Source organism: Virgibacillus sp. FSP13 (genome assembly GCF_054048505.1).
In genome coordinates this window covers 23851-48531 of record NZ_JBSVKG010000005.1, presented here as the reverse complement: position 1 = coordinate 48531, position 24681 = coordinate 23851, and the positions used below count along the sequence as shown (strand labels likewise).

The 24681-nt window shown below is 39.9% G+C and carries 22 protein-coding genes and 2 pseudogenes; 2 read left to right on the top strand and 22 right to left on the bottom strand.

What is annotated here, in order from left to right:
• Position 1: 1 nt before the first annotated feature.
• The 6 genes from ACW2QC_RS06285 to ACW2QC_RS06260 form a co-directional block, all read right to left on the bottom strand.
• A complete protein-coding gene (locus ACW2QC_RS06285; RefSeq protein ID WP_457543127.1) occupies positions 2-1501 on the bottom strand; it encodes a sugar ABC transporter ATP-binding protein in 1500 nt (499 codons plus the stop codon).
• A gap of 19 nt (positions 1502-1520) precedes the next feature.
• Complete coding sequence (rbsD, locus tag ACW2QC_RS06280; RefSeq protein ID WP_457543126.1) at positions 1521-1916, bottom strand: D-ribose pyranase; 396 nt, start codon at positions 1914-1916, stop codon at positions 1521-1523.
• Positions 1913-2806: a ribokinase gene (gene rbsK, locus ACW2QC_RS06275; RefSeq protein ID WP_457543125.1), complete on the bottom strand. Its 894-nt coding sequence runs from the start codon at positions 2804-2806 to the stop codon at positions 1913-1915. Before rbsK ends, rbsD begins: the two co-directional genes overlap by 4 nt.
• Before the next feature lie 3 nt (positions 2807-2809).
• Positions 2810-3796 carry a LacI family DNA-binding transcriptional regulator gene (locus tag ACW2QC_RS06270; protein WP_457543124.1) on the bottom strand — a complete coding sequence of 329 codons (987 nt, stop codon included), beginning with the start codon at positions 3794-3796 and terminating at the stop codon, positions 2810-2812.
• A 189-nt stretch (positions 3797-3985) separates the two neighbouring features.
• Positions 3986-4387, bottom strand: a complete 402-nt coding sequence (locus ACW2QC_RS06265; RefSeq protein ID WP_457543123.1) for a VanZ family protein — start codon at positions 4385-4387, stop codon at positions 3986-3988.
• Positions 4388-4603: 216 nt separating this feature from the next.
• On the bottom strand, positions 4604-5491 hold the full coding sequence (locus ACW2QC_RS06260) for a fructose bisphosphate aldolase (protein WP_457543122.1): 888 nt from the start codon (positions 5489-5491) through the stop codon (positions 4604-4606).
• Between the two features lie 666 nt (positions 5492-6157).
• On the opposite strand from ACW2QC_RS06260, the gene ACW2QC_RS06255 reads away from it, so the two are divergent.
• The gene (locus ACW2QC_RS06255; RefSeq protein WP_457543121.1) at positions 6158-6760 is read left to right on the top strand and encodes a DNA-3-methyladenine glycosylase; all 603 of its coding nucleotides are present in this window, start codon (positions 6158-6160) and stop codon (positions 6758-6760) included.
• A 149-nt stretch (positions 6761-6909) separates the two neighbouring features.
• Here ACW2QC_RS06255 and ACW2QC_RS06250 read toward each other — a convergent pair whose 3' ends face one another.
• From ACW2QC_RS06250 to ACW2QC_RS06190, 13 genes and pseudogenes are all read right to left on the bottom strand, one after another.
• Positions 6910-7839, bottom strand: coding sequence for an LCP family glycopolymer transferase (locus ACW2QC_RS06250; RefSeq protein ID WP_457543120.1), 930 nt, complete (start codon positions 7837-7839; stop codon positions 6910-6912).
• Positions 7840-8637: 798 nt separating this feature from the next.
• On the bottom strand, positions 8638-8961 hold the full coding sequence (locus ACW2QC_RS06245) for a hypothetical protein (RefSeq protein ID WP_457543119.1): 324 nt from the start codon (positions 8959-8961) through the stop codon (positions 8638-8640).
• 716 nt (positions 8962-9677) lie between these two features.
• A pseudogene (locus ACW2QC_RS06240) lies at positions 9678-9959 on the bottom strand (SMI1/KNR4 family protein); the annotation flags it as partial.
• Positions 9960-9971: 12 nt separating this feature from the next.
• Positions 9972-10097: a hypothetical protein gene (locus ACW2QC_RS06235; protein WP_457543118.1), complete on the bottom strand. Its 126-nt coding sequence runs from the start codon at positions 10095-10097 to the stop codon at positions 9972-9974.
• Positions 10098-10100: 3 nt separating this feature from the next.
• Entirely contained in the window at positions 10101-10262 is a 162-nt protein-coding gene (locus ACW2QC_RS06230) for an HNH/ENDO VII family nuclease (RefSeq protein ID WP_457543117.1), read from the bottom strand.
• A 93-nt stretch (positions 10263-10355) separates the two neighbouring features.
• Positions 10356-10805, bottom strand: coding sequence for an SMI1/KNR4 family protein (locus ACW2QC_RS06225; RefSeq protein ID WP_457543116.1), 450 nt, complete (start codon positions 10803-10805; stop codon positions 10356-10358).
• Positions 10806-10823: 18 nt separating this feature from the next.
• Entirely contained in the window at positions 10824-12494 is a 1671-nt protein-coding gene (locus ACW2QC_RS06220; protein WP_457543115.1) for a T7SS effector LXG polymorphic toxin, read from the bottom strand.
• Between the two features lie 63 nt (positions 12495-12557).
• On the bottom strand, positions 12558-12839 hold the full coding sequence (locus ACW2QC_RS06215) for a DUF5344 family protein (protein ID WP_457543114.1): 282 nt from the start codon (positions 12837-12839) through the stop codon (positions 12558-12560).
• Positions 12840-13261: 422 nt separating this feature from the next.
• Positions 13262-14863 carry an esterase/lipase family protein gene (locus tag ACW2QC_RS06210; RefSeq protein ID WP_457543113.1) on the bottom strand — a complete coding sequence of 534 codons (1602 nt, stop codon included), beginning with the start codon at positions 14861-14863 and terminating at the stop codon, positions 13262-13264.
• Between the two features lie 290 nt (positions 14864-15153).
• A pseudogene (locus tag ACW2QC_RS06205) lies at positions 15154-15357 on the bottom strand (cupin domain-containing protein); the annotation flags it as partial.
• A gap of 89 nt (positions 15358-15446) precedes the next feature.
• On the bottom strand, positions 15447-16580 hold the full coding sequence (ald, locus tag ACW2QC_RS06200) for an alanine dehydrogenase (protein WP_457543112.1): 1134 nt from the start codon (positions 16578-16580) through the stop codon (positions 15447-15449).
• A gap of 29 nt (positions 16581-16609) precedes the next feature.
• Complete coding sequence (locus ACW2QC_RS06195) at positions 16610-18070, bottom strand: CoA-acylating methylmalonate-semialdehyde dehydrogenase (RefSeq protein WP_457543111.1); 1461 nt, start codon at positions 18068-18070, stop codon at positions 16610-16612.
• A gap of 45 nt (positions 18071-18115) precedes the next feature.
• The gene (locus tag ACW2QC_RS06190) at positions 18116-19483 is read right to left on the bottom strand and encodes an aminotransferase (RefSeq protein ID WP_457543110.1); all 1368 of its coding nucleotides are present in this window, start codon (positions 19481-19483) and stop codon (positions 18116-18118) included.
• Between the two features lie 222 nt (positions 19484-19705).
• On the opposite strand from ACW2QC_RS06190, the gene ACW2QC_RS06185 reads away from it, so the two are divergent.
• On the top strand, positions 19706-21337 hold the full coding sequence (locus tag ACW2QC_RS06185) for a PucR family transcriptional regulator (protein ID WP_457543109.1): 1632 nt from the start codon (positions 19706-19708) through the stop codon (positions 21335-21337).
• Between the two features lie 45 nt (positions 21338-21382).
• Here ACW2QC_RS06185 and ACW2QC_RS06180 read toward each other — a convergent pair whose 3' ends face one another.
• The 3 genes from ACW2QC_RS06180 to ACW2QC_RS06170 all read right to left on the bottom strand — a co-directional run bounded on the left by ACW2QC_RS06180 (position 21383) and on the right by ACW2QC_RS06170 (position 24661).
• Positions 21383-22618 carry an allantoate amidohydrolase gene (locus tag ACW2QC_RS06180; protein ID WP_457543108.1) on the bottom strand — a complete coding sequence of 412 codons (1236 nt, stop codon included), beginning with the start codon at positions 22616-22618 and terminating at the stop codon, positions 21383-21385.
• A 327-nt stretch (positions 22619-22945) separates the two neighbouring features.
• On the bottom strand, positions 22946-23167 hold the full coding sequence (locus tag ACW2QC_RS06175) for a hypothetical protein (RefSeq protein ID WP_457543107.1): 222 nt from the start codon (positions 23165-23167) through the stop codon (positions 22946-22948).
• Between the two features lie 21 nt (positions 23168-23188).
• Entirely contained in the window at positions 23189-24661 is a 1473-nt protein-coding gene (locus ACW2QC_RS06170) for an NCS1 family transporter (RefSeq protein ID WP_457543106.1), read from the bottom strand.
• Positions 24662-24681: the final 20 nt, after the last annotated feature.

The following is a 24681-nucleotide window of genomic DNA, read 5'->3' as shown; positions in this document are numbered from 1 at the left end:
ACTAATTCCCTCCTGTTGCTGCTATCATAATTTTTTCTTGGGTAGCTTCATCACGGCTAAGAAAGGCTGAAATTTCCCCTTCATGCATAACCATAATACGATCGCTTACTCCTAAGACTTCTGGTAATTCGGAGGAAATCATAATAATGGCAACCCCATTTTCAGTCAGTTCATTCATTATCGTATAAATTTCTTTTTTGGCACCAATATCGACTCCCCTTGTTGGCTCGTCTAAAATAAGAATTCTTGGCTTGATCCCCAACCATTTTGAAATAACAACTTTTTGTTGATTACCACCGCTAAGTGATTGAACAGCCTGCTCTCTTCCAGTCGTTTTCACATGAAGTTGCTCAATCAAATCATCCACTAATCTTCTTTCTTTTGAATTTACGATTACCCCACCATTGGAAATCGTTTTGAGATTTGCTAGCGCGATGTTCTCACGAATAGTGGAATTCAGAACTAAGCCTTCCCCTTTTCGATCTTCTGTGATAAAGCCTATTCCAGCCTTAATCAGATTACTTGGATGATTTGTATTTAAGACTTGTTCTTGCAATTTCACCGTGCCACTCTGCTTTTTACGGTAACCAAAAATGGCCTCCATCACTTCTGTTCGTCCAGCACCCATTAATCCTGCGACACCTAATATTTCGCCCTCTTTCACATCAAAATTCACGTTATGAAAAACTCCTTTTGATGTTAAATTCTCCACCTGAAAAACAACATTTCCAATTGGATTATTTTTTGTAGGAAAGCGATCACCAAGCTCACGACCGACCATCATTTTCACAATTTTTTCAAATGACGTATCGGCTATAATCTCCGTTCCAATATATTGTCCGTCTCTTAAAACCGTAATTCTATCACATATTTCAAAGATCTCTTCCATTCTATGTGATATATAGACAAAACTAACGCCTTGTTGCTTCAAGGAGTCGATTACTTTAAATAGACTTTCAATTTCCCGATCTGTAAGCGCAGCCGTTGGTTCATCCATGATAATTACTTCTGCATTTGTTGCTAATGCTCGAGCAATTTCTACCATTTGTTGTTTCCCAACTGATAACTCTCCAGCAAGATCGTCAGGCTTAATATTTTCTACGCCTAATTCACGTAAGTTTTTCTTTGCCAAAGTATTCATTTTTTTTATATTTAAAATACCAGACTTGCCGTACGTAATCTCTTTTCCAAGAAACATATTTTGGGCTACCGTTAAGTAAGGAATAATATTCAATTCCTGATGAATAACAATGATTCCTCTCTTTTCAGCTTGTTTCGGATTTGTAAAGTGAACTTCCTCTCCCTGAACTTTAACGACTCCCTTATCTCGAGAATGAATCCCCGTTAACACCTTCACTAAGGTAGATTTTCCAGCACCATTTTCTCCCATCAATGCATGGATTTCACCTTTTCTTACGTCAAAATTCACATCTTTTAGCACTTGGTTACCTGAAAATGATTTGCTGATTTTGGCCATCTCAATAGAAGCTTCTTCCGTCATCTAAGTCCACCGCCTTTCTTTAAAAAATAACACCCGCTTGTAAAATTACATTCGCATAGGGACTTGCCTCGCCCGTTCGAATAACCGCTTTCATTTCTTTGATTTGTTCTTTTAATTCTTCATGCGAAATATAATCGATAGGGGCAGGAGAATACTGTTTTAATAGTTTTGTATGCAAAGTAACGTTTTCTGCTTTTATTTCATTTGCCAAGGTCATTTTTTCAATTTCCATATCTTCAACAGTCGCAGCAAGGACAGATTCAAAACTTGGTTTACCAAGCTTGAGCGATAGATCAATACAAAGCGTTTCATCGGGAATTGGAAGTCCACAATCAGCGATAAGAATTTTATCCGTATGCCCCATCCTCGAAAGGAGAGAGGAAATTTCCCGATTTAACATACCAGCCTTTTTCAATTTAAAATCTCCTTCTCCTTCATAAACGTTTCTACTTCTTCTTTAGTCGGCATCCCTTTTTGGGCTCCTACTTTTGTTACGGAAAGTGCTGCCGACGCGTTTGCAAATAAAATAGATTCATCGATGGATGCACCGTTCGCAAGCTTTGTGGCTAATGCACCATTAAATGTATCACCCGCACCGGTTGTATCCTCCACGTCAACTTGAAACCCTGCTATATTACGTAGGGTATGATCGCTATAATAGTTAACCCCTTCATCCCCTCTCGTAATCACGAGTTTCTCTTTAATGGAATCAATGTCGATATCATTTTCCATTTCGGTAACCTCTATGTCATTCGGGGTCACGTAAGTCGCACTCATCAGTAAATCCTTTGGTAGCGTTTGGTATGGCGCTGGATTTAGAATAGCCGGCACATCGTATTCATTCGCCACTTCCAAGGCATATTTTACTGTTTCAATCGGTATCTCAAGTTGAATTAACACGCCATCACTGTTTTTAATCATCTGCTTATTGGCTTCTACTAATTCCGGTGAAACGAAATAGTTAGCACCAGGAGTAACAATAATTCGGTTATCATTTTCGGATAGAATAATCGTCGCAATCCCTGTTGAATCATAACAAACTTTAATACCGTCAACATTTATATGTTCTGATTTAAGATGAGAAAGTAGATTTTCTCCAAATGCATCTGCACCAACAGCACCAATCATCTGAACATTTGCACCAAGTCTTGCGGCTGATACAGCTTGATTTGCACCTTTTCCACCGGGATATTGCGCAAAACTCTTGCCAAGGGTCGTTTCGCCTTGTGCGGGCATTTTATTTGTTTTCGTCGTTAAATCCATATTAATACTTCCAATTACACATATCGTTGGTTTATTCGTCATTTTCTACCCCCTCACTCTTGTCGATTGTCGTTCAACCAGTTGTACCGAAAATTCTTCTATCCTTTGCGGAAATTCTTTATTATTTATTTGTTCAATTAACAATTCCGCAGCTCGAAATCCCATTTTATAGATTGGTTGTGCTATCGTCGTCAACGTTGGGCTTGTTGTTTCGCCTAAAAAAATGCCATCGAATCCGATAATCGATAAGTCATTTGGTACTTCTAGGCCTAATTTTTCCGCAGCCTTGATGGCACCTACACCCATCACATCGTTAGCGATGAACAGACCATCGATTTCTGGATAATCTCTTAGCAGCTGTGTAATTACTTTTTCGGCTACTTGCAGATTGTAATTCCCTGAAACGATATAATTAGGAGAAAACCATTCCTCGCTTTCCATTACATCCAGGAATCCCTGCCTGCGTTCGTCTGTATTGCTTGCATTTTCAGGGCCAGAAATATGTGCGATACATTGGCAACCGATTGACTTTAAATATTCCGTTGCTTCTCTTGCCCCTTGACGATTATTTACCTTTACAGTCGATAATTCCACATCAAACGTTCTATCCAAAGCAATAATAGGAACATTAACATCCTTTATATGCTCCTTTGTTAAGGTGCTGGAAACGATAATGACGCCATCAACCGATTTCTGTTGCAGCGCATTTAAATAAGTAAGTTCCTTATCAATCGAGTTATCTGTGTTACAAAGCACAAATGTATAATCATGAACATTACATACATCTTCCACTGCTCTAGCCAATTCTGGGAAAAATGGATTCATAATATCTGGCACAAATAAAGCTATCATTTTCGATTTCCCTTTAAATAGGCTTCTTGCGACATCATTTGGCTTGTAATTCAATTGATTAATAGCTTGAACCACACGTATCTTTGTATCAGCGTTCACATACCCATTGTTATTAATCACCCGCGATACAGTAGCAACGGACACCCCCGCAAGGCTTGCAACTTCCCTAATTGTAGCCATACTTCAAATACCTTTCACAGTTTATTAGATTTTCATTTTGGTTGTGTAACGGGTTACATATCACGCTAAAAAATATATGTAACCCGTTACACACTGAATTTTAAAACGCTTTCACAAATTTGTCAAGAGGAACATGGGGGGTGTGAGGGACCTGTCCCCATGTCCCAGCCCTCTCACATACCACCCACTTCACAAAAGGCCTACGCGTTTAACACTTCTGACAATTCCGTACAACGTGGCAAAGATGAGGATCCCTCCTGTATTGGCTATGACATCTATAAATTCCGCTCCCCTGCCAAAAAAAGGTTGCAGGATTTCAATTACCACTCCATACAAAAAGACAATCCAAACAGCTGTCGCTAGCTTTTTTAAAACAGCCATTAACAGTGCTATCAAAATAAAGAACATCAAAAAATGCCCTACAAATTCAACCCATTTTATGGAACCCTCCGGATAAATCACAAAAAGACCCGACCATTCCGGATTCGGGTTAAGTTTAAATTTTATGTTTCCATGGAACACGCCAAACGCTGGGGTTGTGCATGTTAAAAGGAAAATGATAATCATCCAGGCTATTATATACAAACTCAAATTACTCACAACATCCTTTTTTTATCCATCAGTCTAGTCAGAAATATATTTTTTAGACTTAGCGATATTGGGACATGGGGACAGGTTAAGTGTCCCACCCTCTGTCCCGCATCACTCCGGCAAACTAGACTGGGACAACAAACCTGTCCCCACGTCCCACCCGAGAACCGCAAAAAAACCCCGGGGGTGTTCCCCGGGATTACAGATAAATCATGCTTATGAAATTGAAGCTTCGTATATAGATTTCACTGCTTTGCCAAGCGCGTTATTGAATTCTTCATCTGTTTGGTTGGCATTCAAATCCTGGGATAGTGCACGGGAGAAGCTGGCAATAAGACCATTATTTTCCTTCAATTTTTCATTTGCTTCATCCACAGCGTAACCGCCAGAAAGTGCGACAACACGGACAACATTCGGATGCTCAATCAATTCTTTATATAAGTTTGCGACAGTTGGAATCGTAACTTTCAACATCACATGCTCGTTGTCATCCAATTTGTTAAGCTGATCCAAAATCTCAGCTTTTAATAGTTCCTCGCATTTTTCTTTTTCTTTGCTGTTAATGTCTACTTCCGGTTCAATAATTGGAACAAGACCAGCAGCTACGATCTGTTTACCAATTTCGAATTGCTGCTCAACGACAGCCTTGATGCCTTCTGGATTTGCTTCTTTGATAACGGAGCGCATTTTTGTTCCAAAGATATGACGTTCATTCGCCCGTTTCAATGTTTCGTCCAGGTCAGTGATCGGCTTCATCATTTGCACACCATTTGTTTCTTCAGCAAGACCTTTGTCCACTTTTAAGAAAGGAACGATGCCTTTTTTCTCTGCCAAATAATCAGCTGTGTACATTCCTTCGATTTCGCGATCCATCGTTTGTTCAAACAAAATAGCACCGATGATATATTCGGAATCAAAAGCAGGTGATGTAATAATTCGCGTTCGCATCTCGTGTACAAGATCAAACATTTCATCCTTGCCGTTATACGCATCTTCTTCAATACCGTACAAGGCTAGTGCTTTTGGCGTACTACCACCACTCTGATCCAGCGCTGCGATAAACCCTTCACCGTTTTTCATTTTTTCAAATTGACTCTGTTGCATAAGTTCCACTCCTTTATGTGGTAAATTACCTTTTTTCAGCCTAAGATAATTTGTATCATGAATGTAAAAAACCTTCAAATCCATTATACCAATAATAACAGAAAGGTAATAGTCATGCGCATTAATTGTGGGACATGGGGACAGGATCCTTGTCCAGCTGATTAGAATTCCCATTGGATTGCACGAAAATTGAAGGCACCCAAATAGTAGTATTACTGGTCGGTATAAGGATGAAGGGCGAATATAATAGTGTCCAAACGCAAAGAATACACATCAATAACTGATGTGCATCCTTCAACATATTCATAATTTTTCATCAAGAATCAATAGGTAATAATTCATGTACTTTGATTCCACAATCAATATTAATTGTTTGGCCAGTCATATAATCGGAGTCTTCCGATGCCAGATAAGAACAAGATTTGCTACATCTTCTTGCGTTTGCGAGCGCTCAAGCGGAATGTTATCCACATTTTGTTGCCATGCTTCTTCCGGTTTTACACTGCTCTCTCACAGAAAATACTTGCAATGACAATAAACCTTTGTCCCACCACCAATCCAATAAAGCACAAAACATCCAAAAAATATAATTAAAAATTAGTATAAAAATAATGCTAGCATTAGCCACAGGGCACATAATATTTATTTAATAAAGGATGAAATGACATGTCTATTTTCGAAAACAATCCCGTAAACAAAGATTTTTACCATCAACCAACACTCGAACTAGCAAAGGCCTTACTTGGATGTCTACTTATAAAAGAAACTCCTGAAGGTATCGCATCAGGGTTCATTGTTGAAACGGAAGCATATATGGGGCCTGTTGACCGGGCAGCTCACACGTTTAATAATCGGCGCACGAAACGAACAGAGGTCATGTATGGTGAACCTGGTCATGCCTATACCCATACCATGCATACACATTGCCTATTCAATATTGTTAGTGGTGAAGTAGATCGACCTGAATCAATCCTTATTAGGGGAGTTGAACCATATTCCGGGCTAGAACTTATGGCAGCAAGAAGACCAAAGGCAAAAAACGAACAACAATGGACAAATGGCCCCGGCAAATTAACCAAGGCACTCGGGATCACCATGTCTGACTATGGACACCCGTTAGATAAATCGCCATTTTGGATTACCCGCCGACGGACAATTGACACAAGCCAGATTATGGCCGGACCACGAATCGGCATTGGCAACTCTGGCGAAGCGAAAAATTACCCATGGAGATTTTGGATCAAAGGAAACAAATATATATCCAGGTAGGTGTGTGGAACATGTTTACTTTCAGTTAGCTTTCCCACTCAATTATTAAGTTTAAAAACTACCATCCAGATGAATGACCACTTTCAACGATCTGTTCAAGCATGTCAGATAGAAAAAAAGACCCACGCACCTGCGCAGGCCCTCAATCCCTATATCTCCACACCCGCAATCATCCCATGCACTTTCTCAACTTCTTCATCAGGAATCATTAGGTAATACACACCGTCGATTTTGGTTCCGTTCCCTTTCATCATATAACTTGTAACGTTTTTCCTTGTATCCTTATATCCACTCATCAAATTTTTCATATCATCAAAATCTAAGTTTGTTGCCATATTGTTTCCAAGAATGTCGATTACACCATTAATCTTACTAACAGATCCAGCGCTTGCACCCTTATCGACAATGCCTTGTATCACTTGGCGTTGGCGTTTTGTTCTGCCAAAATCACCATTTGGATCCTTCTTACGCATGCGGACGAAGTGCATGGTTTTATCCCCATCCATTTCAACCGGTCCCACATTAAAATCGTATTTCCCATCATTCCATTCGATTTCATTATCCACCGTAATCGTTCCAAGTTGGTCAACAAGCTCCTGCAAGCCTTCCATATTCATACGGACATAATAATCAAGCGAAATATCTAAGAAATTCTCCACTGTTGCAACAGACATATCAGCGCCGCCAAATGCATAGGCATGATTTATCTTGTCTTCGGATCCTTTGCCAATAATAGTTGTGCGTGTATCACGCGGGATACTGACCAACTGCATTTTGTCATTCTCAGGATCTAAAGAAAGTACCATTAACGCATCGGAACGTCCTCTGTCATTTGCACGTTCATCTACACCCAACAGCAAAATATTTAACGGCTTCGTTGCTTTCATATTCTTCTTAGCTTGGTTATGGTCGATCGATTCCACTGGCTCATGCATTTTTTCGTTGACTGTCTGTTTCGCATTGTTGTAGATAGAAAACGCATATATACCAACACCCAATATCAGCACAACAATTATGGCTAACGGTATTATTAACCATAATTTTCTGGACTTTTTATGTTTCGTACTCTTTCCCATCATAAGACTCCTCGTATTTAAATGGACTAATAAACCCCACACACTATAGGCCAATTCTACCACATTACCACACATAGAAAAAGTGGGACATGGGGACAGGTCCCTTGTCCCACCCGCAACGTCAACGCACATGCGCATTCCACGCCGGGACAGCTAACCTGTCCCTATGTCCCATTCTAAGCCAAGCCCTATCCGAAGCCAATTCATCTCGTGATTTAAATCAGAAGTGTTCTTGGCAAATTTATAAAAAGTTGAAAAAGCTTAACAATACCATGTATAATATATATAAGTAAAACATAGAATGAAAAATAGACAGAGTGCTTACAACACCCTGTCTAAGCAACATACATGCCGCAAGAAAAGCGGCTGACCAGGAATATTTAGTTAAGTAAAAAGTAACCTATCCTAAACTTTTGGTCGGGTGAAGGACGGTTACTTTTTTCTTGTTTCTTTGACGATCTCAACAACAAGTGCTAGCCCATTTACAAGAACTAAACTTGATGTCAGTGCAATAATGATTGCTTCATATGTCGTCATTTTTTACCACCTCCCTTCTTCCTTTGGGAGATGGTCAACCGCCCATCCGCTTATGTAGTTGCTATAATTATAATTTTAACAATATTTCTAAATAATATCTATATATATGTAAAAAGCGGGGTAGATTACAAGTCTACCCCGCTTTTTAATTCCCTAAGTGGGACATGGGGACAGGTCCCTTGTCCCACTCGCAACGTCAACGAACATGCACATTTCACGCCGGGACACCTAACCTGTCCCCATGTCCCGCCACCCCAACACCAACTACCCTCTTTCCATATTCCTTTCCATTTTCATTCGTTCTTTCCTGTACAACCATATTATTCTTCTTGCTCTTACAACATCATTTCTAGCTACCTTGATATAGACTGGGCTTTTTTGGTATCCAAATTGGTAAAGATTCTTCCAATTGTAAGGGATTTGGTATTTGAAAGGGATTTTATTATTCTTTAGTAGCCAATAATAGACGTTGGCTTCACTTAAGGTTGATTCATCACCACTATAAACGGTTATATATTCCTCATTTTCCCGGTCCCTGAACAAAAACATTAATGCTGTAACGGAAATGATTAATAGTACCTCAAACATAGTAAGTTCCCCTTTTTCGTCAACTGATATATTGATTTGGACATAAACCCGCATGAATAAGCTGGCTCATTGATATTCGACTACTTCACTAAAAGAACCTGAAACACTGCAGTCTAGCTGTAGCCTCAAAAACACATGCTTAGAAACCAGTATGCCCAGATAATCAAACCACTAAAAATACCAACTGATAACTATCCGGTAGTTTGAAATCCTCTAGCCACGATTAACCATTCCTCACACAACACAAAAAAGCTATCCAACCTTTTTCGGTAACCAAAATAGGCCAAACAGCTTTATACACAGTTCAATTCTCATTTTTTACGTTTTCTCGCAGGCAGAACTAGATTCCTCTCGACTCTACTACTCCCAGCCTTATTCTATTTCTTCATGCATATCTACTAAATCATCCCTCGGATTCACAACATTTCCACCGTCAATATAGCAGTGTGTTGATCCATACCTAATAAACGGACCCCCTTTGCAGATCTTAGTACAGTCGACCAGAACATTTTTAAACTTTCCCGTTCAACTGCTTCACACACGCGGACATTCGGTTTTTTCCGCTGCGATTATTATTATCAACCATACTATACCTTCTTGTTAGGTCGCCCTTTGTTTCGACAGCATCCATTTTTTGGCCCACTTATAATTTTTTTGAACACTTATATTCTGTATTTTATGAAAGGTTATTATACCTAATTCACTATAACATCATTTTAATCCATATTATCAATAGCCTCTTGAAAGGAATCTTGCAAATATTCATTAAAGGTTGAATATCTTCTTGATTCCTGTTTACTTATATCATCCCGCCTTACTACATGGTCATCCATTGTGTTTATACAATACACAAATTCATCTACATCCTCTATAACTAAATAATTTTTTGGCAATCCTAATCCTCTATAATGCTTTGTACACTCAACGACAGAGGCATAGTCCGCCCCTTCTACTCCTAAAACCTCAACGCCGCAAATACCACCAGCACCAAACCTTTTTACGAACGCTTTTTATTCTTCAGGAAAATCAACTTCCAGAGTTTGCTCAGCCCTATCTATATTTTCTTCAGTAACTCGCCCTACAAAATCCCCTTTTTCGAAATGTTTATTTATCATTTTTAAAAGTATATCATTCATTATTTAATCACCCCACTCTAGACTATTTAAACGCCATTTCCAGTACTTTTTTCTAAAATTATTGAATTGCTTATCTAATATCTTATTATTTCTGAAACTATCACCATCTTTAATTAAACCATGCAGTATCTTTTTAATGGCTCCATAAAAAATTTGTTTTGTCACAGGTATCTGATAAATTAATAAAAAATAGACCAGAACGCTTTCTATACGTTCCAGCCCTTTTGATTACCATAATTTATGTTACTTCTGGTCATTTCAGTCTTCTTCATCTTCATATAACTTATCAAGGAATTCATTAATGTTATCCGCTAGGAAATGCATATTTTTCATATAATCAAGGTCTTCTGATTCTTGTTCATGATCCCAGAAATAAATTTTTTCATAATAAGGATCTATTGTGCCCAGGCATACTGCGTTTCCGCCTGGGTCATCTGCTATTGGTATGAATCCATATGGAAGTCTAAATTCATATATATCTATATAGTCTTCAAGATTACTATAAAAGTCACCAATACCGTAAAATTTATTCAAAACACTTACACCCTGTTCATTCGAAATCCAAAATAAGCTAGGTTCGGGAAAGCCACCATTCCACTGAAGTAGAAATTCTTTATACATCTTTGTTAATTTCACATTATTCTCCACTTCAAATAGATCGATTTCCTCTAATGTAAGTTTTTTATGTGAGTCTATAATTTTCACCATAATAATTTCTCTCCTTCTCTACTTTTTATTTACGGCCGATACCCCACCAGTGTGAGTGAATTGCTTATGGATTTTTTCTTCAACAAGAATCATCGTTTTTCCATCCTGATGATGATGCCACACGTAACCTAAAGGTGGCTTATTAAAAGCCGGAATCGGCGGGTCGGAGTCTCTGTTTAACCCCGCCTTCTGGTTTGCCTTCTTATAATCAAGCGGGCGAATTGCTGGCTTAGCAATTTCAATTTCCACCGGCTTTACTGAAGGATGCATATAAGGAGTAAAATCAGGGTAACCGTCCGGATAAGTTACAGATTGCCCTTTCTTATTTGTATATACCCAAGTTCCATTTTCATCTAATTCTACTTTTCCACCTTTTTGCTCCCAGCGCCCTGGTACAGGGGAATTTTTAGGTTTAGTTTTCAGTAGCTCCTTTGTAAACTTAATACCGTCACTACCTTTGTCCAAACTATCAGCCTTCAAAATCAACTGATCCTTCAAAAACTCCCCATCCACTACATTATAAGGAACCTTACCCCCACCAGCCAATTGATACTGGGGTCCATAAGGTAAAAACCTCGACAAGTCCATATTTTTCACGGCATTACCGGCCGCTGCCGTAGTTTTTGTTGCTGCCGCTTTCGTTGTTGCCACACCAGTCTTCGTTACCGTTCCCGCACCTTTTGTACCAAACACGGTTGTGGCAGCTGTACCCAGTGCATAGGTTACCCAGTGCGCACGGCTTTCGGCATCGCCATTGACCATATCACGCTCATATGACTTCGCTATTGCGTTACCAATGTATTGGCCGGTATCGACGGGATGTAACACCATATTCGCCATGGAATCCATAGTTTCAAACGGGTGTATGATGGTGTTTCCGATACCAACCGCTGTATCTTTGACAACATCGGCACCACCAAGCACCGCTCCTTTACCCGTATTGTACACCCCTTTTCCAACCTTTACAGCACCATTTTTTATTTTGGTCCATATACTAGTTTCTTCTGTTTCCTCTGGGGCCGGGTACACTTCTTGTAAAATCGAAGGAAGCGAGGGCAGCTGTAAGGCTGTTAATGCGTCAAAAGTGGTGATAGAGTAATCAGAAGCAAACGTGCGTGTCATCTCATTTATGTATTGATGAAGCAACTCCAAATCTTCCCCTGCCTTACTTAATGCTTTTGTCTGTTGGTGATCCAGGTCATGCAACTGCTCTATATCATTTTTCGTTTTCTTTTTTCCCTTCTGCACCATGGAGCTAAATTCCTCCATGTCAATTGAAGGTATGGAAACAAGATCAGAAACACTGGCTATAATTGCATTTGCCTCGTCAACTAACCCTCCCGTTACCTGTTCTGCTTTATTAAATCCATTTTGAACATCGTAATCCAGAAATTCTTCCCTAACGAACCCATTTTCATTTGACTCATAAGATCTGACAGCCTGTTGCAGCTTTTCTAACGCTTGCCTGTAATGGTTTAACGACTTGTACAAATAGATTAAAAATGGTCCGTGAATGCCTTCGTAAAAGGAGCGGATCGATTCACCCATTTTCCCCTTTAAATAACTCTCTAAATCGATTATGCCACGAACGCCTTTTTGTACTTCAGTTACTTTATTCTGAACATGGTTGATTTCCTTAAGTGTTGCATCGATCCCTTCATGCAAAGTCAAGGAATCCAAAGTCTTCATTCCATCCCTCCTCGTATCATATGTTTAGAGCCCACAGTTCCCAGTTGGTACCGACTTTTTTGGCTATTTCAAATACGTCATATAATCCGCTAGCAATTGGTCTGTTTCGATAAGCGACTCAACAGATCCTTCCGTTATGTTTATATGGTGAAGCAGCAATAATTTATAGGACTCAATCAAGGATGAATAAGAATGATTTAATTGATTTAGCTGATCCAAAAGATCTAGTTGATTTTCCCCTTCAATTTTTTCTGGAAAAGCAGATTCAAAGTTTTGTGCCGATCCTTCCAGTACAGAAATAGCTTGCTTAATTGGATTTTGCTCAATTTTTATTTCCGTAGACATGTTATTCGCCTCCCTCTATAAAATTAGCTTTACTTAAAATATCGCTGTTTTTCTCTCGTTTTCCCCTTTTTTATAGGACGTTACGCCGAAAAAAACCAACAGCAAACATTTAATTATTTATTTTTACTATCAATAATTTCCAACTTTTTGTCAATGCTACAGAATGCCTAGTTCATCAATGTCAGGAACGCAACTATCCTATTCATACAACACAAAAAAGCTATCCAACCTTTTCCGGAAAACAAAATAGGTCAAACAGCTTCACAGTTCAATTATCATTATTCATTCGGTTTGGATCGCAAACAGAACTAGACTCCCCTCGACTCTACTATTCAAAAAGGGATGCATGAACAATCTCCCAGATTCACAACATCTCCACCATCATCAACTCCATCAACGTACCGGAGCGATGACCCCAACACCTAATAATAAACCGAATCCACCACCGTCCGTTTAAAAATATTCCCTTCTTTTGTTTTCCCCGCAATATCAATCGTCACATTATAAACGGTATCCACCTGATCTAGCTGTATTACTCGGGACAGATCTGCACTTCCGTTAACCGAGAATGTCTTAGTATTCGATGGATTTTTCGTATCTGTCACATGGAATGTCACGCGTAACGATCCGTCTACTACTTGTGAAGAATCGATATTCAAAAGATAGGTTAGTTGATCTTTTTCCATTTTCTTTTGGGAACGGTAAAGTTTTGGCTCCGCTGTTTTAAAATCCGCCATAAACAAATAGGCATCATCATGTTCAGCTTCCACATGTAATTGCCACTGGCCAGGTTCCGGTTTCTCAATAACAAGTCTGTTACTAATGGCACCGGCAAAATATCCTTCCGTCACTTTATCGACTTTGAACTTCGGAATGATTTCTTTTCCAGATGGGTCCGTTAGTTTGATTGTTGAAAGCTGGTCTGCAGTTAGCAATTGTAAGTGGAGTTGTTTCACGTTTTCCTCAACAGAGATGATTATCGTTTTTTCCTTCTCCCCAGGCAACTGACCACCATGTACCCACTGATTGTAGGCTGGCGAATTCGAGTTTTTACTCAACGAATCCGATGTTGCCGTAAAATTACGCGGAACCCCGTTATCCGTAATAAAATCCTCAAATGTGCGGAAGTTTGCCCCTGTCCGGATTGTCGTGTGGTTCCAGTCCCCTATCGCAATCTCATGTCCACGAGAAAGGCTGCTGCTAGCTGTCGTTACAACACCATCATTTTCACCAAATTGGGATAGGTACATCCCGCCAAACCAAGTGGATGAAAAGGCCGATCCCCAATTCGTTCCACCCATTGTAAAATAATCGTTGTAATATGCCTGTGGCTCAGCATCTATTTCATCACGAAACTCCTCCATGTAACCCATTTGCATCGCATAAGTGCCTTCTCCTTGTGAACCGATCAAATCTGCCAGCCAACCAGCCCAAGAACTGTACGCCAAATCAGCCAGCTGTGATCCATGATGTGGACTCGACAATGTGATGACATTCTCGACGTAATCCTTTGCATCATAATACGTTAGAGCTGTCTGCGTATCCACACCACCCTTGCTGTGGGCAATAACTGTAATTGGTTTTCCATCAAAATGTGCGGAAATCTCCTTTATTTTCTCCGTAAGCAACTCGCCATTATCCCACATATCAGCGGACGCTCCCCCGGCATCATGCAATTGAATAAAGGCAGTTTGGTAACCTGCATCATATGCCGTTTGATACATATCATTATCTTCCCAAAAAACTTGGGCGACACTATTCAACCCCGGAACGAAAAGCAAAACAGGTGCATCCGGAATCAAGTTTGGCGGGGTTTCGCCGGCATACCATTCTCCAGGAGTTTCATTGTTTCCGTTACTTGCCTTTCCTGTTAGCGTAAAATCGCCTTTCTGTTCACCGATCAAAGCCGGTTCAGAGGCTTGAGTTTTTTGATCAGCGGCTGAAGTGACAAGTGGATGACTTAAAGCAACGATGAGGATTCCTGCAAAACATAAAAATAGTACGTGTTTCAGTCCGTTTATCATCCTTTCCCCTCCATTATGAATGTTTTCTTTAAACATATTCTTGTTGGGAGGGAATGGTGAAGTGATTTAAATTTCCTTTGATCAAAAGCTACAAAATGGGAGATTTTTACCAAAAGGAATTAAAAATGGAAAACCACAAATCAATTGAAAGGCAAAAAAGCCACTAGATTCAAAAAGAACTTAATCCTTGATCTAATAGCTTTAAAAAATGACTAGATTTATTAGAATACTTCGAGCTAATGCATTAAAGCGGTGGGGTCCAGACATCGATTTTCGTTCTATACCAAGTACTATGAACCACTTGCAGAAATACACAAAAACTTTATAGGCTTATTACTTCTATTAAGCCAATAATGCGGCATGGAAGAATCCAATAGCACACAATCATATGGGTTCAAAATATACTCTTCATCTTTTATTAAAACCGTGAGTGTTCCTTCAAGTACATATAAAAATTCCTGTCCCTTATGCGCGAAATTGTTTCCGCGGTTGTCCCCAGGGTATGTAAGTTCCGCTTAGGACTGCATTAAAAAAGTGGTACACCTATTATGTGTACCACTTTCGTATGTTTATCTTCATACTCTTAGACAGTTAACCCAGCCTTTTCAAATAAAGATGATGCATCCTGATAAGGAAGGTTATGGGATTCTGCGACACCCTGAAAAGTGACATTTCCATCTAGTGTATTAACTCCTTTAAATAGAGCCGGATTATCCAGACATGCTTGTTTATACCCCTTATTCGCTATTTGCAAGGCATAAGGTACCGTAACATTCGTTAGTCCGATCGTCCCGGTACGTGGAACTGCTCCAGGGATGTTGGCTACTGTATAATGAACAACCCCATGCTTTGTGAATGTTGGATTATCGTGACTCATAATACGCTCACTTGTTTCGACATTTCCACCTTGATCAATGGCAACATCAACAATGACGGATCCATTCGCCATATCCTTTACCATGTCTTCTGTTACCAGTACCGGCGCTTTGGTACCAGGAATCAGAACTGAACCAATGACTAAGTCGGAACTTACAACCTCTTCATGGATGTTCAAAGGATTCGACATGATCGTATTAACCGATGAGCCAAATAATTCGTGTAGTTGTCTTAAACGTACCGGGTTCAATTCCAAAATGGATACCTCTGCACCTAATCCTAGGGCAATTTTGGCAGCGTTTGTTCCAACTACCCCACCGCCAATAACCGTAACCTTGCCTCTTTTCACACCTGGGATCCCGGCTAACAGAACCCCTTTACCGCCTTGGGTCTTTTCCAAATGTTGTGCACCAATCTGTGTAGCCATATAACCAGCAACCTCGCTCATTGGTGTTAACAATGGCAATGACTTATCTTCCAATTGGACTGTTTCATACGCGAGCCCGACTACCTTTTTATCGATCAATGCCTTTGTTAGCTCCGGTTCAGCAGCTAAATGCAAAAAGGTGAATAGAATAAGTCCTTCATAAAAATAATCGTATTCCTCAGGAAGTGGCTCTTTGACCTTCATTACCATTTCCTGTGCCCATGCTTCTTTAGCAGTAGAGGTGATCGTTGCACCCGCTTGTTTAAATGCTTCATCTGTAAATCCAGATCCCAGACCCGCACCGGTTTCAATAAATACTTCGTGCCCCGCATTTTTCAGTGTAACGACGCCTGATGGGGACATTGCCACTCTGTTTTCATTATTTTTAATTTCCTTTGGTATACCTATGCGCATATTTTCACCCCCCTGTTATCTATCTGACTTTATACCCAACGAGTCGTTATAACTTTCTTCCGTGTATAGAAATCAATCCCATCTTTTCCATTTACATGAAGGTCACCATAGAAGGAATCTTTCCAACCTGAGAATGGAAAGAAAGCCATTGGAGCAGGCACTCCAATATTTACTCCAAGCATTCCCGCATCAATCGTTTCCCGGAATTGTCGAACACTTCCACCATCATTTGTAAAAATACATGATCCATTAGCAAAACGAGACTTATTCGTTAACGTGACCGCTTCATCAAGATTTTTGACACGAGAAATGGATAGGATTGGGGCAAATATCTCATCTTGCCAAATTTTCATTTCACTTGTGACATTGTCAAAAATGGTTGGACCGACAAAATAGCCTTCCCGTTTAATACTCTCATCGTTACGTCCATCGCGAATAAGAGTTGCACCTTCTTTTTCACCTGTTTCGATATATTGAAGTGTCCGTTCCTTATGCTGGTCACGAATTACCGGTCCTAGGAAAACACCCTCATCCAAACCATTGCCGATTTTGATTTCATTTGCCTTTTGCACAAGCGTTTCAATCAAATCATCGGCGATCGATTCCTCGACAGCTACAACAGAACAAGCCATGCAACGTTCTCCGGCTGAACCGAATGCTGCACTAATAATTTGTGTTGCTGCATTCTCTAAGTTAGCATCCTCTAGGACAATGGAATGGTTCTTAGCACCAGACAATGCTTGCACGCGTTTCAGGTTTTCCGTTCCTTTTTTATACACATACTCCGCTACCGGCTGTGAACCAACGAATGAAATAGCACCAATTTTTTCATGTTCCAAGAGACCATTTACAACGTCATGTGCCCCGTGAACGATATTAAATACACCTTTTGGCAAACCTGCTTCCTCCAATAATTCTGCTAGACGATTAGCCAATAGTGGTGTGCGTTCGGATGGTTTTAAAACAAATGAATTCCCTGTAACGATTGCCATTGGGAACATCCAACATGGCACCATCATCGGAAAGTTGAATGGCGTAATCCCTCCAACTACGCCGATCGGGTAGCGATAAACCCCTGATTCGAGCCCCGCTGCAATCGATGGTAACTGTGATCCCATCGATAACGCTGGTGCTCCAGCTGCAAATTCGACACATTCAATACCACGAAGTACTTCTCCATAAGCCTCTTTATAACTTTTCCCGTTTTCGACCGTAACTAGCTTAGCAAGTTCTTCCCAATGCTCTACTAGTAATTGTTGATATTTAAATAGAATTCGTGCACGTTTCGGTACCGGAACCTCCTTCCATGATTCAAATGCTTCGGAAGCCACCGCAACTGCCTTGTCTAAATCTTCTTTTGTTGAAAGAGGTACATTTGCGATAATTTCACCTGTTGCTGGATTGAATACTTCTTCTGTTTTATCGGAAGCAGATTCAATCCACTCTCCTCCTACATAATTTTTAAGCGATTTTAATTGTGTTTGTGTCAAAATAATAACCTCCTACTTGATTTGTAAACTATACATTTTGTAAAATTAAGATGCATTTTCCTTAAAGACTTTTTTAACTACCGAAACAATAAATTGAAAATCTTCATCCGTACATGAAAGTGGTGGACATAGTGCCAAAATATTATTATATCCGGCCACCGTATCACCGTTTTTGCCAATAATCAGGCCATTCGCTTTACAATCACTGATAATTTTATTCACGCGATCAGGCGATGCTGGTTCCTTCGTATTTTTATCCTCCACCATTTCAATTCCCATGAGAAATCCTAAACCGCGTACATCACCAACAAATGGATGGTCGGCCAATTCGGCAAGCTCATTTTGCAATCGTTCACCCAAAACAACAGATCTTCCAACTAGATTCTCATTCTCCATAATTTCAATATTCTTGAGTGCCAACGCACATGCCGCAGGGTTGCCGCCAAACGTGTTTACATGACGGAAATGGCTGTTTTCTCCATTATCTTCAAACGTTTTATAGATATCCTTACGAACTGCAGTAACCGACAATGGAAGGTAAGCACTGGTTAGCCCCTTTGCCATCGTCACCATATCCGGTTTGACATCAAAATGCTGGTGTCCAAACATTTTACCCGTTCTGCCAAAGCCGCAAATAACCTCATCGATAATCAATAAAACCCCGTGCTTGTTACAAATCTCTTGTACTTTCTCCACATATACACGATCTGGGATTAGAACACCTCCACCGGTGATTAACGGTTCCATAATAACGCCGGCAATGGTTTCTTCTTGCTCCCAAATAATTTTATCTTCAAGTTCCTGTGCCCGTTGTAAATTATATTCTTCCACCGATATCCCCTCAGGTCTACGATAATTATCGGGTGGAGAAACATGTAAAAATCCAGAAGTAAGTGGTTCATATTTATATTTTCTTAATGCCTGCCCAGTTGCCGACAATGCCCCCATTGACCCACCATGATAGGCCCGGTAACGTGAAATAACTTTGTGTCTTGCCGGTTCGCCATTCTGCTGATGGTATTGCCGGGCCATTTTAAAAGCAACCTCATTTGCATCGGAACCACTATTGGAATAAAAGATCATATAATCATCGCCGAGTAGTTCATTTAGCTTTTCGGCAAGCTCAATACCCGGTACATGGCTTTGTGTCATCGATGTGTAGGCCATTTGTTGTATTTGTTCGTATGCCGCCTGCGCCAATTCCTCACGGCCATAACCAACATTGACACACCATAATCCTGACATGCCGTCCAAATATTTATTGCCAGCATGATCCGTAATCCATGCTCCCTTTCCTTCTGTTACCACCATCGGCCGTTTCTTGTCATTATATTGTGAGATATGATGCCACACATTCTGACGATCTTTCTCGACAATGGATTGGGACTGCTTTACATCTTTAGCAATTTTCATCTCCACTTTCCCCTTTCCCATACTTAATTTCAGCTTCTGTCCACAACCTATTTTGTAAGCGTTTTCCATTAAAACCTGTTATTGCCTACCATAAAGTCATTCCTATGTTGACAACCCTTCAACGATCCTTCATAATCTATTTTACAAATAATTTTAAACATTGTAACTTCACACTTTGTAACATGATACATAGATCGCTTTAACATTGTGGAGGGATGTATATTGGTCAGTAATTTTGAATTAACCATCAGCGATATTCTGCAGAGGGATATCTTTAAAGATGCCAACGTGATTGCTGGAAATGGGGGGTTAAATAAAAAAGTAAGATGGACACATATTTTAGAAACGAATAAATTTGATTCTCTAATCAATGGTGGTGAATTAATTCTAACCACTGGGGCAGGTTTGGGGCTTGATTCATCCACAAAGTTGACTTATATGAAGAATTTAATTACTAGAAATGCAGCAGGGATTTGCGTAGAGATTGGTACACATGTTCATCGTATTTCGAATGAGGTAATACAGTTAGCCAATCACTATCAATTCCCCATCATTGTATTTGAACGCTTTGTAAAATTTGTTGATATAACGCAGGATCTTCATTCCCTGATTATTAACCAGCACCACCAAATGCTTAACCAGCTAAACGAATTATCAACGACATTTAATGAACTCTCTTTGTTGCCCAATGGCATTTTGAAAATCCTCCAGGAATTACATACTCATTTAAAAGAAGATATCTTATATATTACAGACGAAGCACGATCCTATTACTATCCACCTGAAACAAAGTACATCGAAGAAAAAATCCGTGCATACATAGCAGGTTTTGACTCCCACCTTGCAAAAGAGGACTTCATTTCACTAAATGATGGGAAATTCGCTATCGCACCTGTAAAAGGATTGGGACAAATTTGGGGTTATCTATGTTTGCAAGTAGAGCAAAACATCTTGAAGGATTTTCTTTTCTCTATCATGGATCGGGCTGCACTCGCAATTGCACAAATTATGTTAAGAAACAGAACGATTGAAGAACGAAAACAGAATATAGAAGATAAGATGGTTCGAAATCTGCTACATGGAAAAGAATATGATGCCGACGAGCTACAAGCAATCATACCTTTAACCGGAAATAGTTCCTGTTATAGGCTAATTTTGGTACAAACCAACCAACCCGAAATCGGTACAAATGAGGAGGATTGGAACGAAATAAAACTGCAACGATCGGTCATGTTCCGTTCTTTGTTTAAGCAGCACGGATTCCATCCCGCGGTATCTGTTGGAAAAAATGATATCGCTATTATTTCATCCTTCAACGTAAACGATAGTGTTGAACAAGACAAAGCCAAGTTTTTACAGGTTGTGCAAGCAATTAGGGAAATACGTGCTAAAAATATTTTTGATGGCAGTAAATGTATTTTTGGGATTAGTAAAGTTAATAACGATATATCCGCATTGGTATCTAGTTACCAACAAGCAAAAAAAGTTCTTTTTTTACAGAGTGCAAATATCTCATCGTCTATTTTCTATGAAAATATTGGTTTATATCGTTTGCTTCTTAATCATCAAGGAGAGCATTTAAAATCATACAGTAACGATTGTTTAGCACCCTTAATCAAATATGATCGTGAAACAAAAAGTGAACTATTGCGAACCCTAGAAGTGTATTTTAATTGCAGCGGTTCCAAAAAAGAGGCTGCAGAGCAGTTATTTATTGTCCGGCAAACGCTGTATCATCGTCTCCGGAAAATAGGCGAATTACTTGGAAAGGACTTTATGGAACCAAGCAACCGGTTGGCATTGGAAACAGCGATTAAGGCATATTATCTAACAAAAATAGATAGCAAAGATTGAAAGAAATCTATCTTCTAGATTTCTTTCAATCTTTTACCACCGACCTTATTTTGTTGCTAAATCTAACACGGTTTGCAACATGACATTGACCCCATTTTCACAATCCTCCCAAGATGTCAGTTCATCTTCGGCATGGCTCTTGCCGTTAACACTCGGTACAAAGATCATAGCGGTTGGGATATAAGTCGCAATAAATTGCGCATCATGACCGGCACCACTTACCATACGTTTGTAAGAATATCCGATATTTTTCGCTGAATGTTCCAGTGAATTCACGATTTCCTCATCAAACCATACCGTATTTCGATCCCATTGTTTCGTTGTTTTTACTTCACATTTCTCTTTGCCAGAGGATTCCGGAAGCCCCTGAATTATTTCTTCCACTTGCCTAATTGTCTTTGCATCCTGATGTCTTGCCTCAAGGGTGAAAACAACTTTATTTGGAATAACGGTGTGGATATTAGGGCTTACATTCATTCTGCCAATCGTATAAACAAGTTTATCATCTAATTTATCCATTTTTTGCCGTATTTCCGTAATTAGATTGTTGGTAGCGAACAAAGCATCTTTGCGCATTGGCATTGGTGTTGTACCGGCATGGTCAGAGTCACCGCTAACCTCGATTTCATAATTGACCATGCCAACAACGCCTTCAACAACACCAATCTGCAATGATTCACTTTCTAAAACAGGCCCCTGTTCAATGTGTAACTCTAAAAAGGCCGCTGCATGCTTTAACCGGTTTTCTTCCTTCCCTTCAAAGCCACTGTTCTTTAATGCTTCCCCAAATGTCATTCCCTCTGAATCTGCCGACCGCAGCATCGTCGCTTTATCAAACCGGCCGGAAAGCACACCGGAAGACATCATTGCGGGTTCAAATCTTGCACCTTCCTCATTTGTAATATTAGCAACAACGACAGGCACTTGTGGTTTAATACCGTTTTCCACGATCGTTCGGACTACTTCCAGTCCTGTTAATACACCAAGCACACCGTCAAAACGTCCACCCTTTTTTACAGAATCTAAATGAGATCCCACGACAACTGGGGGCTGATCATTATTAATCCCTGGTAATGTTGCATACATATTGGCCATATCATCCCATACGACCGTCATCCCAAGCTTTTTACACTCGGATTGGAAGTGTTTCCTTACGTTAAGATCTATTTCAGATAATGCTAAACGGGTAACACCATTATTTTCGGTCCTGCCAAAATCAGCGAATTCCTCTATTGTATCTTTTAGCCGTTCTCCATTAATAAGTACTTTTTGTTTTTCCATCGTATATTCACCCTCCAGTTAATTATCTCTATATTGACCTTTAAGAGGTTGTTCAAAAAGTCACCAAATGATAAGTTGTGAATCTCTTCGTTGGCTACAAAGGATCTTCTGCCAAAACCGCCCACGTCCTTTGAGTGACACAGCAAGCCGTACCTCCTATACAAGCCCCTCTTTGAAAAAGAAAACCATTTTTCCTTCGTGATAAAATGATTCAGCGGGGCTTACCGTGTGCTCACATCTAAATGCATACGTACCACCTGTCAAAACTACGCCGCCTCCATCTCCTTGCTTCTAGTTTGGCGCCTTTTTGAACACACACTTTAAGCCTTATTTTGTCACTAATTTTTGTTGCTTCATGTATAGAGCCATAAAATATTTTCGACTGTCTGGATTTGTTAAAAGAATCGTTTCTTTATCTGATAGCGTTTTATTTTCAAATTCAACAACATCTCCATCAAGCGTACCTTGCGCGCTAGTAATGGTATAACCTCTGTTCATTAAATCATCGATTATCACTTTTTCTTCTAAAAAAGCATCATAGTTCGACAATGCTATCCCTCCTTTAAAAGGTTATCCTACTACATCTTTCTTACCATCTTCATCATTTTCATCAATAACCCAATCACGTCCAACCGTAATCCCCAGATATTTATCGTCATCTGGGTCTTCTATTTCTGCCTGTGGAAATCTTTTGAAATACCAATGCTTAGCCAGCACATAGTAAACAACTCCTGCAATAACAAATCCTACGATAAACGAATAGTCAATGAGCAGAATGGCTATAATACCGCCAATTATCCAAGCAATAAAACCGACAATGTTTACACCACCGTGATACTTGAACTGTCCACTATGCTGGTATAGTTCCTGTACATTCACCCTTCGCCTTCGCAATACATAATAGTCAACAACGAGTATCCCGCTTATCGCTGATAAAACGGCTCCAAAGAATAACAATGCCTGTGTCAATATTTCATAGACACTCCAAGGCTGAATAATTGTTCCCACAATACCAACAACAAATACGGCAATCACATTAGATGCTTTAGGTCCCAATACATTGGAAAAAATAGCTGCAGCAGGGATAATATTCGCTGCTGTATTTGTTGACCACTGTGTCAATACAATCATTAGTAGTAACATTGCCAACATCCAGCCGGAAGCTGTCTCCTGTAGGGCAATAACTGGGTTAGAGCTACCTGCTACCATAAAGGCTGCTGCACCAATCATAATCATGAATGTTTCCGTCAATGGCATGGCAATCAAACTGCCGATCAAATTCGTTTTGTTTCGTTTAAACCAATTTCTTTCATATTTAGGTGCTTTAAAAAAGCGTGATATTGTCGGGATATCGCATCCTAACGTTGCCCAAAATCCCATATTGGCAAAAATAACGATAATAAACGCTGTAACTGCAGCGCCTCCCGTAACGGGACTTTCTGCCCAAGCCCAAACATTGCCCCCATGCTCGATGATATCTGCTGTTAGAGTTTGATAGATGATTAAAGAGAGAATAATAATAATCGGGGCCGCAAGATCAGCAAAACGCTCCACCCATTTAATACCTGAAGCAGTATTAATCAGCTGCAGGAGGGCAAATACAAAATAGCACAACAACCAGTTATCAAATCCTGGGTTGATGGTATGAATGATGGAATTGATGGCGGTTGAACCGAAATACGTATTTAGTCCAAACCAAAATGATGCTGTAACCGCCCGTGCTATCGAGGGTATATGGGTACCAACTATACCAAAGGGTGCACGCATATATACAGGAAAAGACAAGCCATGTTCAACCCCGATATCTCCAACGATCGAAATAAACCCACCAACCGCAACACAGCCTATTAAAGTTGCCAGTACGACCCAGGGTAAGGATATACCCTGTATACCAGAAGCTCCGATATCAAAGGTTGCTAATAGTATGGCCATCCCAATCCACATTGCAAAAAATCCCATGATTCCTATCTTCCGCTGATGATGACTAACTGGAAGTAAATCCGGTGACTTTAAGTACGAGTTGTCTTTATTGGTCTTTCCCATCGTCCGACCCCTTTTCACTT